15 protein-coding genes are annotated in these 18177 nt (G+C 63.1%); 12 read left to right on the forward strand and 3 right to left on the reverse strand.

Annotated elements, in window-relative coordinates:
• The first annotated feature begins 54 nt into the window (after positions 1-54).
• From ACOJSJ_RS00625 to ACOJSJ_RS00665, 9 genes are all read left to right on the forward strand, one after another.
• Positions 55-642, forward strand: coding sequence for an NADPH-dependent FMN reductase (locus ACOJSJ_RS00625; protein ID WP_420143047.1), 588 nt, complete (start codon positions 55-57; stop codon positions 640-642).
• Complete coding sequence (locus ACOJSJ_RS00630) at positions 639-3026, forward strand: glycoside hydrolase family 3 protein (RefSeq protein WP_420143048.1); 2388 nt, start codon at positions 639-641, stop codon at positions 3024-3026. Before ACOJSJ_RS00625 ends, ACOJSJ_RS00630 begins: the two co-directional genes overlap by 4 nt.
• Positions 3023-3925 (forward strand): VOC family protein, encoded by a 903-nt coding sequence (locus ACOJSJ_RS00635; protein ID WP_420143049.1) that lies wholly within the window; start codon positions 3023-3025, stop codon positions 3923-3925. The genes ACOJSJ_RS00630 and ACOJSJ_RS00635 overlap by 4 nt, the downstream gene beginning before the upstream one ends.
• Before the next feature lie 17 nt (positions 3926-3942).
• Positions 3943-5100: an alpha/beta hydrolase family protein gene (locus ACOJSJ_RS00640; protein ID WP_420143050.1), complete on the forward strand. Its 1158-nt coding sequence runs from the start codon at positions 3943-3945 to the stop codon at positions 5098-5100.
• Positions 5097-5876, forward strand: a complete 780-nt coding sequence (locus ACOJSJ_RS00645) for a cyclase family protein (RefSeq protein WP_420143051.1) — start codon at positions 5097-5099, stop codon at positions 5874-5876. Before ACOJSJ_RS00640 ends, ACOJSJ_RS00645 begins: the two co-directional genes overlap by 4 nt.
• A gap of 3 nt (positions 5877-5879) precedes the next feature.
• Entirely contained in the window at positions 5880-6845 is a 966-nt protein-coding gene (locus ACOJSJ_RS00650) for a fumarylacetoacetate hydrolase family protein (protein ID WP_420143052.1), read from the forward strand.
• A gap of 152 nt (positions 6846-6997) precedes the next feature.
• Positions 6998-7282: a ketohydroxyglutarate aldolase gene (locus ACOJSJ_RS00655; protein WP_420143053.1), complete on the forward strand. Its 285-nt coding sequence runs from the start codon at positions 6998-7000 to the stop codon at positions 7280-7282.
• Positions 7279-8790 carry a PepSY-associated TM helix domain-containing protein gene (locus ACOJSJ_RS00660; protein WP_420143054.1) on the forward strand — a complete coding sequence of 504 codons (1512 nt, stop codon included), beginning with the start codon at positions 7279-7281 and terminating at the stop codon, positions 8788-8790. The genes ACOJSJ_RS00655 and ACOJSJ_RS00660 overlap by 4 nt, the downstream gene beginning before the upstream one ends.
• Positions 8787-9107 (forward strand): DUF3325 family protein, encoded by a 321-nt coding sequence (locus ACOJSJ_RS00665; protein ID WP_420143055.1) that lies wholly within the window; start codon positions 8787-8789, stop codon positions 9105-9107. Before ACOJSJ_RS00660 ends, ACOJSJ_RS00665 begins: the two co-directional genes overlap by 4 nt.
• On the opposite strand, the gene ACOJSJ_RS00670 is transcribed toward ACOJSJ_RS00665, so the two are convergent.
• Complete coding sequence (locus tag ACOJSJ_RS00670; RefSeq protein WP_420143056.1) at positions 9104-10471, reverse strand: ATP-binding protein; 1368 nt, start codon at positions 10469-10471, stop codon at positions 9104-9106. The two genes, ACOJSJ_RS00665 and ACOJSJ_RS00670, sit on opposite strands and share 4 nt — an antisense overlap.
• On the reverse strand, positions 10468-11199 hold the full coding sequence (locus ACOJSJ_RS00675; RefSeq protein ID WP_420143057.1) for a response regulator transcription factor: 732 nt from the start codon (positions 11197-11199) through the stop codon (positions 10468-10470). Before ACOJSJ_RS00675 ends, ACOJSJ_RS00670 begins: the two co-directional genes overlap by 4 nt.
• A 369-nt stretch (positions 11200-11568) precedes the next feature.
• Here ACOJSJ_RS00675 and ACOJSJ_RS00680 point away from each other — a divergent pair, with 369 nt between their 5' ends.
• The 3 genes from ACOJSJ_RS00680 to ACOJSJ_RS00690 are packed head-to-tail and all read left to right on the forward strand — an operon-like array spanning position 11569 to position 17230.
• Positions 11569-12702: an efflux RND transporter periplasmic adaptor subunit gene (locus tag ACOJSJ_RS00680; RefSeq protein ID WP_420143058.1), complete on the forward strand. Its 1134-nt coding sequence runs from the start codon at positions 11569-11571 to the stop codon at positions 12700-12702.
• Between the two features lie 11 nt (positions 12703-12713).
• Positions 12714-15866: an efflux RND transporter permease subunit gene (locus ACOJSJ_RS00685; RefSeq protein ID WP_420143059.1), complete on the forward strand. Its 3153-nt coding sequence runs from the start codon at positions 12714-12716 to the stop codon at positions 15864-15866.
• On the forward strand, positions 15863-17230 hold the full coding sequence (locus ACOJSJ_RS00690) for an efflux transporter outer membrane subunit (RefSeq protein WP_420143060.1): 1368 nt from the start codon (positions 15863-15865) through the stop codon (positions 17228-17230). The genes ACOJSJ_RS00685 and ACOJSJ_RS00690 overlap by 4 nt, the downstream gene beginning before the upstream one ends.
• Positions 17231-17442: 212 nt before the next feature.
• Here the strand turns inward: ACOJSJ_RS00690 and ACOJSJ_RS00695 are convergent, their stop codons facing one another.
• The gene (locus ACOJSJ_RS00695; RefSeq protein WP_420143061.1) at positions 17443-18069 is read right to left on the reverse strand and encodes a CDP-alcohol phosphatidyltransferase family protein; all 627 of its coding nucleotides are present in this window, start codon (positions 18067-18069) and stop codon (positions 17443-17445) included.
• Positions 18070-18177 lie beyond the last annotated feature (108 nt).

Below are 18177 nucleotides of genomic sequence, written 5' to 3' on the forward strand. Positions count from 1 at the left end.
TGCACGCGAGCGCGGTCCGCCAGAAGGCCGCGCCGTTTTTTGAAGGAGTGTGACATGTCCGGTCTTATCACGGCCCGGCCCAAGCGGATCGTCGGCCTTGGCGGCACCTTTCGTCAGGCGTCGTCCAGCGAGCGGATCGTCCGCGCGATATTGGCGCAATGCGCGGCACTGGGGGCGGAAACGATCATGTTCGATGGCCCGGCATTGGCTCGCCTGCCCCATTTCAACCCGGAACAGCCCGATCGCACCAGGGATGAAAGCGCACTGGTCGATGCGATCCGGACGTGCGACGGCATCGTGATCGGCAGTCCGGGCTATCATGGCGGATATTCGGGGCTGGTGAAAAACGCGATCGACCTCCTGGAGGATCTGCGCGCCGACACCCGCGTCTATTTTGACGGTCGCCCGGTCGGGCTGGTCGTGACGGCGGCGGGGTGGCAGGCGTGCGGCACGACGCTATCTGCGCTGCGGGATGTGGTTCACGCGATGCGTGGCTGGCCAACGCCCGTCGGCGTTACGATCAACAGCGTCGAACAGCGCCCCTTCGCACCCGACGGGACGATCGGCGACGATGGCATCGCTCGCGCCATCCGCGCTCAGGCGCAGCAGATCATGTCTTTCGCGACGGAGGCGGTGGCGTGACCGATGCGCTGACACTGGAACAGAAGCTGGCGATGAGCGCGGGCGCGACCATGTGGACGACGGTGGCCTATGCCGACGCAGGCATAGCGTCGCTCGCCATGGCGGACGGCCCGATGGGCATCGCCAGTGGCCGGGTGGACGAACGCGACATCGCGTTGCTGACCCCGTGCCCGACGGCGCTGGGCGCCAGCTGGGACGTCGAACTGAACCAGCGCGTGGGCGCGCTGGTCGGTGGCGAAGCGATCCGCATGGGCGTGGACATGGTGCTGGCGCCCAACATCAACCTTGCCCGCAGTCCGCTCGCCGGGCGCGCCTTTGAATATTTTTCCGAAGAGCCCCTGCTCGCGGGCATATTGGGCGCGGCTTGGGCCACCGGCCTGCAAATGACCGGCACGGCGTCGGTGGCGAAACATCTGGTATGCAACGACAGCGAGACCGATCGCGACCGCATGAATGCGGTGGTCGACGAACGGACGTTGCGTGAAGTCTATCTGTTGCCGTTCGAACTGTGCGCGCAGGCGGGCGTCGGCGGCATGCTGACCGCCTATAATCGGTTGAACGGACAATGGTGCGCCGAACATCATCATGTCATCACCAGCATCGTGAAAGGGGAATGGAATTTCCCCGGCGTGATGATGAGCGACTGGTTCGGCACCCATTCCACCGTCGCGACATTCAGCGCCGGTCTGGATCTGGAAATGCCCGGCCCTGCCCGCTTTCTGGGCAGCAAGGCGCAGGATGCACTGACGCAGGGGCAGATCAGCGCGGACCGGGTGAATGATGCCGCGTCACGCGTGGCCCGCGCCGCCGCCCGGTTCAAGGGGAACAAGCATCCGCTGATCACCGGCGCTGCGGCGGATGATCTGCTGGTGGAGGCGGCGACGGCGGGATTTGTCCTGTTGCGTAATGAAGACAATCTGCTGCCCCTGACGCCCGGTCGGGACAGGCATATCGCGATCATCGGCCCCAATGCCGCCGCCCCCTGTTATCAGGGCGGCACTTTCGCCAAGATCGCCGTTGCGCCCGATGCCGCCCGCCCGCTGGACGCGATCATCGCGCGGTTCGGCGATCATTGCCGGATCGATTATGAACCGGGCGTCGACCCGCAACCGCGCCTGCCCGCCATGCCGGTTTCCCCGGCACGTGATCTGGGTGACGGATGCGCGCAGGGCATGACCGTCGATTATTATGATGGGCAGGATGGCGATGCGCGCCTGATCGCCAGCGAAACGCGCGATACCAACAATCTGGTCTGGTTCGCGGGCGTGCATGATGATGTCGCAACGCTGGGTCGGGCCGCGCGGATCGTGGCGCGCGGGACATTCCATGCGGAGCAGGACGGGGACCATCTCTTCTATCTGGGCGCGACAGGCCCGGTCGTCATGCGGATAGATGGCCGCGACATCGTGGCGCAGGTCGAACCGATCCCTTCGTCCGATGTGATGGGCAAGCTGAAAAGCGGCGATGCGCGCAGCGTCGCCGTGCCGCTGAAAGCAGGGCAAAGCGTCGCGATCGAGGTGGATTTTGCCTATGATCCCGCGCGGGTCCATGGCCTGTGGTACGGCATTCGCCGCCCCGACACGCCAGAAGCCATGTTGCAGCGCGCTGTTGAACTGGCGGCGCGGGCCGATGCCGTTATCCTGATCGTGGGTGAAACATCCGACGCCAGCGTGGAAAGCAAGGATCGCAGCCACACCCGTCTGGCCGACGAACAGATTGCGCTGATCGACGCCGTCACCGCCGCCAATCGCCGCACGGCGATCATCGCCAATGTCGGCCATGCCTTCGATACCGGCTGGGAAGACAAGGCGGCTGCGCTGATGATCGCCTGGTATCCGGGGGAAGGGTTCGGGCAGGCGATCGCGCAGGTTCTGGCCGGCGACCGGGAACCGGGTGGCCGCATGCCGGTATCGATTGCCCGGAAGGATGAAGATTATCCTGCCCTTTCCCTGATGCCCGATGTGCAGAGCGACCTCGCCTATGCGGAGGGGCGGCGGCTGGGTTATCGGGGCATGGACGATCCGCGTCATACGCTGGGCGCGGGGTTCGGCTATGCCGACATCGCTTTGCAGGCGGCGCGGATCATGGACGATCCGGGCGATGTCCTGCGCATCGCCATCACCGTTGAAAATCGGTCGGGCCGCGCGGGTAGCGATGTCGTTCAGGTGTATCGCCGTGAACCGGAACTGGCGCTTGCCGGTTTTGCCAAGCTGCATCTGGCGCCGGGCGAAAGCCGGGACGCCATCATCGAAATCCCCCGGCGGCGGCTGCAATATTGGCGCGACGGATGGCGCGACATTGCCGCGCCGCGCCTGTTCGTCGGCCGGTCGGCCGCCGACGTCGCCTTTGACCTTTCCCTTCCCGTTTCGGAGCCCATCGCATGAGCCGCGTCACAGAAATCCGTTATGTCGGCTATGCCGTCCCCGATCTGGAGGTCGAGCGCGCCTTTTACGCCGATCAGTGGAAGCTGGTCGAAGTGGGTGAGAAGGACGGCATGATCCATTTCGCCGCCGATGGCGGGGATGATGCCTATGCCGTGCGTTTGCGGGCAGCGGCCGAAAAGCGCGTGGATGTCATCGCATTGGCGGCTGACAGCCGCGGCGATGTGGACGCCCTGCACGACAGGGTCGTCGCGTCGGGTTGCCGCATCATCTTTGCTCCGCGGGAACTCAGCACTCTGGGCGGCGGCTATGGCTTTCGTTTCTTTTCGCCCGATGGCCTGAGCTTCGAGATTTCGAGCGACGTTGCCATCCGCACGCCGCGCGACATCGCCCAGTGGGAAGGCGTGCCGCAGCGGATCAGTCATATCGTGCTGCATTCCCCCGATCATCAGGCGCTGGTGCAATGGTTCTGCGATGTGCTGGGCTTCAGGGTGTCCGACTGGCTGGGCGATTTCATGTGCTTCCTGCGCTGCAACGGGGCGCACCACCGTATCGCCATCCTGCCCGGACCGCCCTGCCTCAACCATGTCGCCTATGACATGGTGAGCGTCGACGACATGATGGTGGGCATCAACCGGCTGAAGCAGCAGGGTACCGATATTCGCTGGGGGCCGGGGCGCCATACGGCGGGCAACAACACGTTCAGCTATTTCACCACGCCCGCTGGTTTTGCCGTCGAATATACGTCCGAACTGGAATATGTGGATTTTGAAACGCATGCGCACAAGGTGCATATTCCCGGCCCCAAAGTGATGGACCAATGGGGCATTGGCGTTGGTGGCCCGCAAACCATGCCGCATCCCGAACCCGACAAGGGCCTGTTCCAGGCCGCCGATGTTTGAGGGAGAGGGATGAAGCCATGGCGCTGTTCGAATATTTCCCCAACTATATCTGGAACCTGTCCGTCGCCATCGCGATGGAAAGCGGCGCGCAGCTTGGCGAGATTATCGACATGTGCAGGCCGATCCGCGACGCGGCCGATAGCGGCGCGGATGCCGGTACGCCGATGTTCATGAAGGCATGGGCGGCCACCGGCGACAAGCTGTTGGAGTTGGCGTCCGAAGATGTCGCGAAGGGACGCAATTTCTCCGCTTCCAACAAGCTGGAGCGCGCTTCGCTCTATCTGATCACGGCCGAACGGATGCAGGGGCATGGTGCACCGGGACGCGAAGCGACCTATGCCAAAGCCCGCGAGGCGTTCGATCGTTCGACTGCGCTCGGCCGGATCAACCGGGAGCGGGTCGATATTCCGCTGGCATCGGGCACCATGCCTGCGCTGTTTACCCGCGCGTCCGGTCCCGGCCGCAAGCCTGTCGTGGTCTTCTGCAACGGCCTCGATAGCTGCAAGGAACTGCTTTACTGGACTCGCCTGCCCCAGGAGCTGGCGCGGCGCGGCATTTCGACCCTGTGCGTCGACCAGCCGGGATCGGGCGAGGCATTGCGCCTTCAGAACCTGCCCGTCGATCCGCACAGCGAAAACTGGGCGAGCAAGGCGGTCGACTGGCTGGAACAGCAGCCCGAAGTCGATGCAGGCGCCATTGGCATGACCGGCATTTCCCTGGGCGGCCATTTCGCACCGCGCGCCGTCGCCTACGAACCCCGCTTTGCCAGCGGCGCAGTATGGGGCGCGAACCATAACTGGCGGGAGGTGCAGGACAAGCGCATGGCGCACGAAGGCGAAAACCCCGTCCCCCATTATTGGGCGCATGTCCACTGGGCCTTCGGCGCGAAGGATCAGGCGGATTTCCTTTCCAGATCGGAAGCGATGAACCTCAACGGCCATATGGATGGCATCACGGTGCCCTTCCTTGTCACCCATGGCGCCAATGATCGTCAGATCAGCGTCGATTATGCCGACGACCTCTATGACCAGCTGATCCATTCGCCCCGGCGCGAAAAGGTTATCTTCACGTCGCGCGAAGGCGGGGTGGAACATGTCGGTGCGGATAATATGGCCTATGGCCGCGATCTGATCGCCGACTGGTTTGCCGAAACGCTGGGCGGACAGGTCGCATGACCCGCCGCTTCATCGATCTGTCGATCACGCTGGAAAATGACGTGGTGTCCGATCCGCCCTTCATGCGGCCCAAGATCACCTATGAGACGCATCAGGACACGGTGAAGGAGTTGCAGCATTTCTTCCCCGGCGTGACGGCGGAGCAGACACCGGGTGGCGAAGGTTTCGCGGCGGCGGAATGGGTGACGCTGACCACGCATAACGGTACGCATCTGGATGCGCCCTATCATTTTTCGCCCACCATGGACGGCGGCGCGCGGGCCATCACCATCGATGAGGTTCCGCTCGACTGGTGTTTCCGACCCGGCGTGAAGCTGGACTTTCGCCATTTCGACGATGGCTATGTCGTGACGGCCGCCGATGTCGAGGCGGAACTGATGCGAATAGGCCATGATCTTGCGCCGCTGGACATCGTGCTGGTGAATACGGCGGCGGGCAAGGCGCTGGGACGGCCGGATTTCGTCAATGTGGGGTGCGGCATGGGCTATGAAGCGACGATGTACCTCACCACGCGCGGCGTGCGGGTGACGGGGACCGACGCCTGGAGCTGGGACGCGCCGTTCAGCTATACGGCGCAGCGGGTCGAGGAAACCGGCGATACGTCGCTTATCTGGGAAGGGCATAAGGCCGGGCGGGACATCGGCTATTGTCACCTTGAAAAACTGCATAATCTGGAAAGCCTGCCCGGCAACGGTTTCACCGTCAGTTGCTTCCCCCACAAGATCAAGGGTGCGTCGGCAGGCTGGACCCGCGCCGTCGCCATTATCGAGGATTGATCGATGCGCCTGGCCACTCTGTCGGACGGTACGCGCGACGGCATGTTGGTCGCCATATCCCGCGATGCGCGGCGTTGCCTGCCCGCAACCGGTATCGCCGCGCATCTTCAGCAGGCAATAGAGGAATGGCCGACGATGGAGCGCCGTTTGCGTTCACTCTCGCGGTTGCTGGAGGAAGGCGGCGGCGAGCCGCTGGATCATGACCGGCTGCTGGCGCCCTTGCCGCGTGCCTGGCAATGGCTGGACGGGTCCGCATTCCCCCAGCATGGCGAACTGATGCAGAAGGCGTTCAACCTGCCGCCGATCGAAACCGACCGGCCTTTGATGTATCAGGGACTGTCCGACCATTTTCTGCCCGGACATGCCGACGTGCCGCTTCCCAGTGAAGCCGACGGCATCGATTTCGAAGGCGAATATGGCGTCATCGTCGATGCGGTGCCGATGGGGACGCCCGCCGACAAGGCACTGGATCATGTGAAGCTGATCCTGCTGATCAACGACTGGTCGTTGCGCGCAATCGCGCCCGTCGAAATGAAAACCGGTTTCGGGTGGGTGCAGGCCAAGCCTGCCTGTTCTGTGGCCCCATTTGCCGTAACGCCTGACGAATTGGGCGACGCGTGGCAGGACGGCCGCGTTCACCTGCCCCTGGAAGTGACGCTCAACGGCCAGTGGTTCGGCAATCCCCATGGCGGTGAAATGCAGTTCGGTTTCCATGATCTGATCGCCCATGCCGCCCGTACGCGCGATCTGGTCGCCGGGACGATCATCGGGTCGGGTACGGTGTCCAACGTCCATTATTCCAGCGTCGGTTCCTGCTGTCTGTCAGAGCGTCGCGCCATAGAGATGATCGCCACGGGGGCAGCATCGACACCCTTTCTGGCTTTTGGCGACAGGGTTCGCATGGATGCGGGCGACGGCGTTTTCGGCACAATCGATCAGCATGTAGTCGCCAACATTACCGACCGTTGAACGGCTGCGGATCATCAACGGCGGGAATGCGCTGATCCCGCTCTGGCGACGGGCGCTGGGGACCGAAGCTGACCGCTAATGCAATTGACTTGCATCGCGATGCTCGGTTACCGGGCCTCATGACCCGGACCCCTGCCATAGATCGGCGCCCTATGCGCAATGGTTGGCGTTATCGCGTCAATATCGCCATACGGACGCTGGCCGGTAGTGTGGGCGCCTATGGCGTGGCAGCGCTGGCGGCCATGGCGTTGAGCCGGACTTTGCCCATGCCGCGTGTAGAGGCCGTGACGATCGCGACATTGATCGCCTATGTGGTCGCGCCGGGGGTCACCATCTGGGCTTTTCTGGCGCGTGGGCCATGGCTGGCCCTGATGGCCGTCGTCATCGTCGCATTGCTCCTGGGCGGCGTGGGCTGGATTGCGGGACCGCCGGCATGAAGGGCGGCAATGCCATGCTACGCGATGGCGCACGTCAGGCGATGGCGTGGCTGCACGGATGGACCGGGCTGTTGCTCGGCCATGTTCTTTTCATCATCTGCCTTGCCGGGACGCTGAGCGTTTTCAAGCCGGAAATCAGCCGATGGATGCGGCCGGAGATCAGCGGACAGGCAGATCCGGTTCGCGCGATTACGGCCGCAACCAACTGGCTGACGGCCAATACGACAGGATCGACCGGCTGGTATCTGACGGCCCCCGATGGCCGATCCAATGTGGTGGAGGCAAGCTATGACAGTGACGGGGCCTATGTCAGCCATGCGCTCGACCCACTGAGCGGCGCGCCGGTCGCCCGCGACACATTGGGCGGCGAATTTTTCTATCGCCTGCATTTCGAACTGCAATTGCCCTATCCGTGGGGGCGGCTGCTGGCGTCGCTGGCTGCGATGCTGATGCTGGTGGCGATCGTCACCGGGATCATCGCGCATAAACGCTTTTTCAAGGACATCTTCACTTTTCGCCCGGCCAAGGGGCAAAGATCCTGGCTGGATGCGCATAATGCGCTGGGTGTTCTGTCGCTGCCCTTCCACATCATGATCACCTTTACCGGGCTGCTGACGCTGGCTTCGCTCAACATGCCCTGGGGGATTGGCGCAGCCTATGGCGACAATGTGATGGCTCTCTATACGGATCTGACGCCCGGCGCGGTCAGCCGCGTGGCGAGCGGCGACAAGGTGCCGCTGGCTCCGATTGCGCCCATGCTGGCACAGGCGCAGCGCCATTTCGGCGGCGCGCCCATTGGGCGGGTCTATGTCTTCAATCCGGGGGACAAGGCCGCGGTTGTGACGGTCTATCCCGTCGAGACCGGCGGCATTGGTTATCTGCCTGCGGAAATCAGCTTCGATGGCGCGACCGGGCAGGTGCTAAAGGCCTGGACCGAGGCGCGCCCGGCTATCCGGACCTATCAGACCATCTATGGCCTTCACATGGCGCATTTCGCGCCTGCGCTGACGAGCTGGCTGTATTTCATCGGGGGCGCGATGCTGACGCTGGCCATCGCCAGCGGGATGATCCTGTGGATCGTGAAGCGACGGGAACGCATGCCATCGTCCATCGGCAATAGCCTGCTTGAACGGCTGAATGTCGGCGGCCTGATGGGCGTGCCGATCGGCATGGCGGCATTTCTGGTCGCAAACCGGCTGCTGCCGATCGGCATCGCCGCGCGCGCGCAGAGCGAGGTTACCGTGGCCCTGTGGAGCGCGGGCGTTGCACTCCTGCTGGGCATCATATTGCCGCCCCGACGCGGTTGGCCTGTGCTGCTGGCTCTGTTGGCATTGTTCTGTGCCCTTGCCCTTCTTTCGGGGCCAGTATGGCGGCCCGACGCCGTGCTGATGACGGGCAATATCATGCTGCTCGTAGCGGCATGCGCGGCGGCCATGCTGGCCGTGTGCCAAATCCGCCGTCCTGGCGCTCCGCTGTCCATGGTGCGCCGCCGGGTGGTGGCGACATGATGGTGACGGTCGGGCTTCTCTACCTTGCCCTGTTTGCGCTTGCGGCCCGGATGCAGCGACATCGGCCGATATTGTTGGGTGGGTGGCAGTGTCGCCCCTTCGTCGCGCATCTGGAACTGGCAGGCTGGACGATGTTCGGCCTGTCGTTGATCAGCCTGCTATTATGGCAGGACGCAGGCATGGCCCTGGTTGCGTGGGTCGGGCTGTTGCCGTTGCTGGCGGGCATCTTGCTGCTTGGAATGACCTATCGCCCGATGGTGGCGCGTGCAGGCGTGCCGACCGCTATGATATGCATGCTCGCCGGGCTTGTTCTTTAGGCCTTCATGTCGATGGTGGCGATCAGGCCGCCATCCTCCGCGTTGCGCAGTCGCACCGCCGCTTCGAAACTCATGGCCAGCGAACGGGTGATGGTAAGGCCGATGCCGGTGCCATTGCGTCCGCCCGGCTGGCTGCTGGGGCCGCGGGTAAAGGGTTCGAACATCTGATCCAGCTGTTCTTCGGGGATGCCGGAGCCATGGTCGCGCACATGGATCATCAATCGCCCGTTGTTGCGCGCGCAGCTGATGTCAGCGCTGCCCCCATATTTGACGGCATTGTCCACCAGATTGGCAATGCAGCGTGTCAGCGCATTGGGTTTTACCCGCACCGTCCCGCCGCAGCCGGTAGAAAAACGCACCGGCGCGCCCAGTTCCTCTGCATCCTCCGCCATGCTGGTCAGCAGGGAATCGATGTCGAGCGAGGACCATTCCTCCCGCGTTTCTATGCTGCTGGCGAGGTCCAGTCCTTCGCGCACCAGTGTCTGCATCGCCTGATGATCCTGAAGCAGGCGCGCGCGCAGCTCCTCATTTTCCACCAGTTCCAGCCGGAGCCTCAGACGGGTCAATGGCGTCTGAAGGTCGTGGCTGATCGCGGCCAGCAACTGGGTCCGTTCGGCAAAACCCGCCCGTGCCCGTCGCTGCATCAGGTTGAAGGTGGACAGGGCGGCGCGCACTTCTTCAGGTCCGCGTTCGGGTATTTCTTCCGGGTCGAGCGACAGGGAAAAGGCTTCTGCCGCCTGCTCCAGCCGTCGTAACGGCTTGGATACGATCCGGGCCACCAGAATGGCCAGCCCCGCCGATGCGGCGATGATGACGATCAGATATAGCGGGTTGGACACCGCGCTGCGCGGGCGAGCGATGCGCGGGAAGGTGAGCGCCATCGATCGCCGTTGCCCATGCGCATCCGTCAGGCGCACGATCCAGCAATCGGGGCGCGGCGCCCCGATCAGGCCGGCGGCCTTTTCCTCCTTGTCCGAATGCTGCGGAAAACAGAGCCCTATGGGCACCTGCCCCGCTTCCGGCAGGCTGGACGTGCCCAGCCGGTCGGTGAGCATCGCCTCCAGCGTCGCGTCCTGTTCCGTTAACGCGATTCCGTCCGGCGGGACATAGGCGCCCATGATGCGCCGGGCCTCCAGCATGGGTTCGATACGGGCCGGGTCATGCCGCAACCGGTCCATGATGTCGGTGGCGCTGGCGACCACGCGTTGACGGCGTGCGCGTTCGAAATCATGGCGACGGGTCTGTTCCGCGACCAGCAGCGCGACGATTGCGGCGACCGACATGCCAAGGGTCAGGATCAGGAATATCTGCCCTGCCATCGACCGGAAAAAGGCGCGGGCGCGCCCTATCGCCTTTGCGATCATGAATGGTCCACCGTGCAGGCGAGCACATAGCCTTCGCCACGCACCGTCAGGATGAGGTCTTCGCCACCTGGCAAGGTTGAGAGTTTCTGGCGCAGGCGGCTGATCTGCAAATCGATCGACCGGTCGAATGCTGCGGTGGCGCGGCGTTCGGGCAGCAAAGTCTCACGGTCCAGCACGACATTGGGTTCGTCGATGAAACGGCTGAGCAGGCGATATTCGGCCGACGACAGCATTACCAGCCGATCGTCCGGTGCGACCAGTCGCCGCTGGACCAGATCGACCCGCCATGGACCGATATGTGCATAGCGCGTCGCGATACCGGTCCGTGGCGTCGCGCCATTACGTGCGCGCTTCAACAGGTTACGGATGCGTACCAGCAGTTCGCGTGGCTCGAACGGCTTGGTCAGATAATCGTCGGCCCCCAGTTCCAGTCCCAATACCCGATCGATCGCGCTGCCCCGCGCCGTCACCATGATGATCTGTACGTCCGATCCCTCCGCCCGCAATTCGCGGCACAGCATCAATCCGTCGCCATCGGGCAGATTGAGGTCCAGAACGATCAGGTCCACGACCTCTTCGCGCAGCGTCTGCCGCAGTTCGGAAAGGCTGGACGCACCCAGAAGCCTGTAATTTTCCTGCCGCAGCTGTCCCACGATCAGATCGCGAATGTCCGCGTCGTCATCGACGACCAGCACGGTGGCGGGGCGGAAGGATGCAGCATCGGCCATGCTATGTCCTAACGCGCGATCACGCAAAAGTCTGCGCTTCTTCGCGCCTGATACAGGCTGATACAAAGCGATACCAATTTTTGCGCTGTCGCGACCTGCCGTCGCAATCGGAAAATAAGTCACTCTACCATGTGACAGGCAAAGCCGCGATGAGGGCATGGTCGGCTTTCTTCCCCCTGAGTGCCGACACAAACGGAGTCCTTGCGATGCCTGACCCGGCCTTTCAGGCTGGAGAAATGGGGCGGCAGGCCGGACCGACAGCGTGCGCCCCTTTACCCTCCCCCGCGTACGCCAGGCCCGGTTATCCCGTCGCTCCACAGGGCATCGCAAGGACCATCCCGACCCGTCGTTCAGGATCAGCGCCTTATCATGTTCACGTCCCGCCCATTACCCCATATACCGCTTCTGTCCGTGGTCCTGTGTCTGTCACTGGCGGCATGCGGGGACCAGAAGCCACCCAAGAAGGGACCGGTGGAGGTCGGCGTCGTCACATTGGGCGCGCAGGATACGACGGTGTCGAGCGAATTGCCGGGGCGTACAGTGTCCACGATGATGTCGGAAGTCCGGCCACAGGTGGCGGGCCTGATCCAGAAGCGATTCTTTACCGAAGGCGCGATGGTGACCGCGGGTCAGCCGCTCTATCAGATCGATCAGCGTCTCTACCGCGCGTCGCGTGACGAAGCGGAGGCGAGCCTGGCCAGTGCGCAGGCTACGCTGGTCGCGGCGCAGGCGCGGGCGAAGCGCTATGGCAGTCTGGGGGATTCCGAAGCGGTCAGCGCCCAAGATCGCGACGATGTGATCGCCACCGCGCGGCAGGCGCAGGCGTCGGTGCAGCAGGCCCGCGCCAGTCTTCAGACCAGCAACGTCAACCTGCAATTCACGCTGGTGCGCGCGCCGATCAGCGGACGCATTGGCCGCACCCTGTTCACGCCGGGGGCGCTGGTGACCGCCAGTCAGGCCGATCCGCTGACCACCATCCAGCAGCTGGACCCCATCTATGTCGATGTGACGCAGTCCAGCACGCAGATATTGGCGCTGCGCCGATCGCTGGCGGCGGGCAAGACGCTGCCTGCCAGCGCGGCCATTCGGCTGAAACTGGATGATGGCACCGATTATTCGCAGGAAGGGCGTATCGAATTTGCCGAACCGATCGTGGATGTGAACAGCGGTACGGTGACGCTGCGTGCGCGTTTCCCCAATCCCGACGGCATGTTGATGCCGGGCATGTTCGTGCGTGTCGTCGCGCCGCAATCGGTGGTGCCCGGCGCCATCCTCGCCCCGCAGCAGGGCATCAGCCGCGACCCCAAGGGGAATGCAACGGCGCTGGTCGTGGCCAGCGGTAACAAGGTAGAGCGCAGGATCGTTACCGCCGGACAGGCGATTGGCGACAAATGGCTGATCACCGCCGGGCTTAAGGCTGGCGACCGCCTGATCGTGGAGGGCACCGACAAAGTGAAGCCCGACGATGTGGTAAAGCCCGTCGCCATCACGGCCGCGAAGTAGGAGTTAAGTCCTTGCTGAGCCGCTATTTCATCGAACGACCGATTTTCGCCTGGGTCATCGCCATCGGCATCATGCTGGCGGGGCTGGGCGCGATGTTCAGCCTGCCCATTGCCCAATATCCCGACATCGCCCCGCCCGGCGTCGGCGTCAGCGCAACCTATCCCGGCGCGTCCGCCGAAACGGTGGAAACCAGCGTCACGCAGGTGCTGGAACAGCAGCTGACCGGCATCGACGGGTTGATGTATTTTTCATCATCGTCGACGGCGACGGGGCAATCGCGCATCACCGTGACCTTTCAGAAGGGCACCGATCCCGACACCGCGCAGGTGCAGGTGCAGAACCGGGTGCAGCAGGCTCTGAACCGCCTGCCCAATCAGGTGCAGCAACAGGGCATTTCCGTCACCAAGCAGCAGACCGACTTCCTGATGTTGGTCGGCCTGTATGACGAAACGGATACGGCGACGCAGGCGGACATTGCCGACTTTCTGGTAAATAATTTTCAGGATCCGATCGCCCGTACCGAAGGGATCGGGGCGACGCAGGTATTCGGGTCGCAATATGCGATGCGCATCTGGCTGGACCCCTATAAGCTGGCCGCTGTCCGCCTGATGCCGTCGGATGTCCGCACGGCGATCACCGCGCAGAATGTCGAAATTTCGGCGGGGCAGATCGGTGCCGATCCAGCGCCTGTGGGGCAGCAGATCAACGCGACCGTCACGGCGCGCGCACGGCTCCAGACGCCGGAGCAGTTCCGCAACATCATCGTCAAGACGCAGAGCGACGGGTCGATCGTGCATCTGTCCGATGTCGCGCGTGTTGAACTGGGCAATGAAAGCTACACCACCGCAGCGCGGCTGAACGGCCACCCGGCGTCGGGCGTTGCCCTGCAACTGGCGCCGGGCGCCGACGCGCTCAAGACCGCCGAACTGGTGAAGGCGAAAGTCGCCGAACTGTCCGACCGCCTGCCCCATGGTTACAAGGTGGTCTACCCCCGCGACACCACGCCCTTCATCAAATTGTCGGTCGATGAAGTCATCAAGACACTGCTGGAAGCCGTTGCGCTGGTCGTCGTGGTGATGTTCGTGTTTCTGCAAAGCTGGCGGGCGACCCTGATCCCCGCCATTGCGGTGCCGGTGGTGTTGCTCGGCACGTTCGGCATCCTTGCTTTGTTCGGTTATTCGATCAACACGCTGACATTGTTCGGCATGGTGCTGTCCATCGGCCTGCTGGTCGACGACGCCATCGTCGTGGTCGAAAATGTCGAACGCATCATGGAAGATGAAGGTCTTTCTCCCCGCGATGCGACGATCAAGTCGATGGGCGAAATTGGCAGCGCGCTGGTTGGCATCGCACTGGTGCTGTCGGCGGTGCTGTTGCCGATGGCCTTTTTCGGTGGATCGACCGGCGTCATCTATCGGCAATTTTCGATCACCATCGTGTCGTCAATGCTGTTGTCTGTGGTCGTGGCGCTGATCCTGTCCCCGGCCCTGTGCGCCACCATCCTGAAGCCGATCAGCCATGAAAGCCGCAACAGCGGCTGGGCGGGCAAGTTCAACCGCTGGTTCGAACGCATGACCGGTGGCTATGTCCGCCGCACGGAACAGATGCTGGGCCGCCGCCTGCTATTCTGGAGCGTCTATGTGGTGTTCATCGGGCTTCTGGTGCTTGTTTTCGTGCGCCTCCCCTCCAGTTTCCTGCCGGTCGAGGATCAGGGGCAGGTGATGGTACAGGCCACTTTGCCGGCCGGTGCCAAGTCCACCCGTACGGCTGCCGTCATCGATCAGGTGCAGAATTATTTCCTGAACGATGAAAGGGATAATGTCGCCTTCGCCTTCATCATGACCGGTTTCAGTTTTCAGGGTCAGGGCGAAAATGTCGGGCAGGGTTTCATCAACCTTGCCCCATGGGATGATCGTAAAGGCGCGGCGAACAATGCATCGTCCATCGCCGCCCGTGCGACCAAGCAGCTCGCCGCGATCCGCGATGCCCGCGTACTGGGCATGACGCCGCCTGCCATCCGTGGCCTTGGCCAGTCGAACGGTTTCACCTTCGAACTGCTCAATAACGGCAGCCTGAGCCGCGAACGCTTTCTGGAACTACGCAACCAGTTGATCGATGCGGCATCGAAAGACCCGCTGCTGGCCGGGGTGCGGGCTGCTTCGCTGGAGGATACACCACAGTTGAAGGTCGACATCGACAATGAGAAACTGGCCGTCCTTGGCCTGACCCAGAGCGACGTCGACAATGTGCTGAGTTCCGCATGGGGCAGCATCTACATCAATGACTTTGTCGATCGCGGTCGTGTGAAGCGCGTTTTTATGCAGGCGGATGCCGCCTATCGGGCATTGCCGACCGACATCGACAACTGGATGGTGCGTTCCAGCAGCACCGGGCAGATGGTGCCTTTCTCCGCCTTTGCCACCACCCACTGGACGATGGGGCCGAGCACGGTTGCGCGCTTCAACGGCTTGTCCTCCTTCGAAATTCAGGGGCAGGCTGGCGCGGGCGCCAGTTCGGGCGAAGCGATGGACCGGATGGTCGAATTGCAGCGGCAGCTGCCGCCGGGCACCAGCTATGCGTGGAGCGGGCTGTCCTATCAGGAGCAGCTGTCGGGCGGTCAGGCGCCGTTGCTCTATGGCCTGTCGGTTTTGGTCGTGTTCCTGTGCCTCGCCGCGCTCTATGAAAGCTGGTCGATCCCGCTGGCGGTTCTGCTCGTTATACCATTGGGCCTGATCGGCGCCGTGCTGGCCGTGTGGGCGCGGGGTCTTGAAAACAACATCTTCTTTCAGGTCGGGTTGCTCACCGCCATGGGTCTTGCCGCGAAAAATGCGATCCTGATCGTCGAATTTGCCGAACTGGCGCATAAACAGGGCAAGGATGCGCTGTCAGCGGCGCTGGAGGCCGCACGTCTGCGCTTCCGTCCGATCCTGATGACGTCGCTGGCGTTCATCGCGGGCGTCATTCCGCTGGCGATCGCGACTGGCGCTGGCGCGCAGAGCCGCGTTGCCATCGGCACGGCGGTGGTCGGCGGCATGACGACGGCGACGGTGCTGGCGATCTTCTATGTGCCGCTCTTCTTCGTCACCATCGCCCGCCTGTTCGGGAACGATCGTCCGAAAGCTGCACCGACAAGGCCCCATGACGACGCGGGAGTACCGGCATGACGCGCTCACTCCTTCCGACGGCTTCCCTGCTGATGCTGGCCGGTTGCAATATGGCGCCGACCTATGTCCGCCCGGCCGCGCCCGTGCCTGCAACGCTGCCAACTGGGGAGGCCTATGCGTCCCCGGCGATGACGGCCAAGGCTGGGCTGCCATGGACGGAACTGGTCGCAGATGCGGGATTGCGCACGGTCATAGAGCGGGCGCTGGACAATAATCGCGATCTGCGTGCGGCCATCGCCAATGTTCAGTCGGCAAGGGCGCAATATCGGGTGCAGCGCGCAACGCAGCTGCCGACGATAACGGCGGATGCAGCCGCCGGTTTCAGTCGCCAGAATGACATGCGCCAGAATAATTACAGCGCGGACCTTGGCTTCAGCGCGTTTGAAATCGACCTGTTCGGGCGACTGCGCAATCTGACGGAATCGGCGCTGGAAACCTATCTGGCGACGGAGGAAGGGGCGCGATCGACACGGATCAGCCTGATTGCCGAAACCGCCAGCGCCTATGTCACATTGGCGGCGGATCAGGCATTGCTGGACCTGTCGCGGCAGACGGAGGCAAGCGCGCGGCGCACATTGGCGCTGACGCAATCGCTCAATAGCGCCGGTCTGGCGGGCAAGCTGGACGTGCATCAGGCCGAAACGCTGGTGGAACAGGCTGCGTCGGATGTCGCCGCCAATGTCACGCAGGTGGCGCAGGATCGCAATGCTCTCAACCTTCTGGTCGGCGCGCCGGTGGAAGATGCGTTGTTACCGGTATCGCTCGACAGCCTGATAGCGGGCGTGGCCAAGGTTCCGGCAGGTCTTTCGTCCGACATATTGCTGCAACGCCCCGACGTGCTGCAGGCCGAACATCAGCTGAAGGCCGCCAATGCGGACATCGGCGCGGCGCGCGCGGCAATGTTCCCCCGGATCAGCCTGACCTCGGCCATCGGGGTGGCGAGTTCCGCTCTGTCCTCGCTGTTCAAGCGGGATGCCTTTGCCTGGTCGGTCAGTCCGTCCGCCAGCCTGCCGATCTTTGGCGGCCCCAATCGCGGCAATCTCGATTACAGCAAGGCGCAGCGCGACCTGTACGTCGCCCAATATGAGAAAGCGGTGCAGACGGCTTTTCGTGAAGTCGCGGACGGACTCGCTCGCGAAGGCACGATCGACGCACAGCAGGCCGCCCAACGACGGCTCGTCACCGCCAGTCAGCGCGCCTACGACCTTGCCGATCAGCGTTATCGTGCGGGGATCGACACGTTCCTCAACGCGCTGACGAGCCAGCGTTCGCTGTACAATGCGCGTCAGTCGGCCATCGCGACGGATCTGGCCATGGTCAGCAATCGCGTGCTGCTTTATCGCGTGATCGGCGCCGATCAGTAAGGCGCCGGTCAAAGGCAAGCACGCATCTTCTCCTGCGCTGCGGATATGCTATGATATGCGCATAAAAAGGGAGAGGAACCATGCTGATTCTGGCACGGTGTCTGGATTGGTTCTGCCAATTATTTGCGTCAGGCGCGCAGGATGAAGTGCGCCTCAACCAGCTTATATCCCGGTGCGGCGCACGACATCATCGTCGGCATTGAACTATTGTGTCAGCGGCGTTCGGACGACGCGATGCGTCTGGCGGTCGATAGCGTCTGCTTGACGAAGAGGATGAGCAATATGGCGCTGACGATGCCCACGAACAGGTCGAAGCCCGATACGGCCCCGAACCAGCCCGGCGCATAGCCCAGCAGCATCATGGCGATGGTCAGTCCGATCAGCAGCAGCCGCAATTCGGTAGGACCAGCGGACAGATAGGATAGCTTGAATTCGCCCAGAACCCGCGCCGACAGATAGGCGTGAATGGACAAGAGCAGATAACCCGCCAGCGCCACCAGCGCGACGTCCATCCGGATATAGGGGCTGGCCCCCATGCCCGCCAGAATGAGCAGGGTGGCAAGGCCGTCGCAGCTATGATCGATGAAATAGCCGTAGGATGGCCGTTCTATGCGGCGATAGCGTGCCAGGCTGCCGTCCATGGAATCGCCGAACCACTGAATCACATAACCTGCAATCGCCAGCCACAACCAATCGACGCCCCAGTTGCTGCCGGCATAGCCCATGAAGATGGCAAGCGCGCCGACCATGCCGATCCCGGTCAATATATCGGGGCTGATCCAGGGCGGCATGTGTGCGCACAGCCAGTTGAGCAGGCGCCGTTCCGCTACGGCAAGCATATTTTGCTGGATGCGGGCAATGGGTGGGGCCGATTGGCCGGATGGTAATGACATGGCGCTTTATAAAGGAAAGATGACAATTACACAATCTTCCTTGCGATGAGGCGG

Source organism: Sphingobium sp. (assembly GCF_048594625.1).
Lineage (GTDB): Bacteria > Pseudomonadota > Alphaproteobacteria > Sphingomonadales > Sphingomonadaceae > Sphingobium.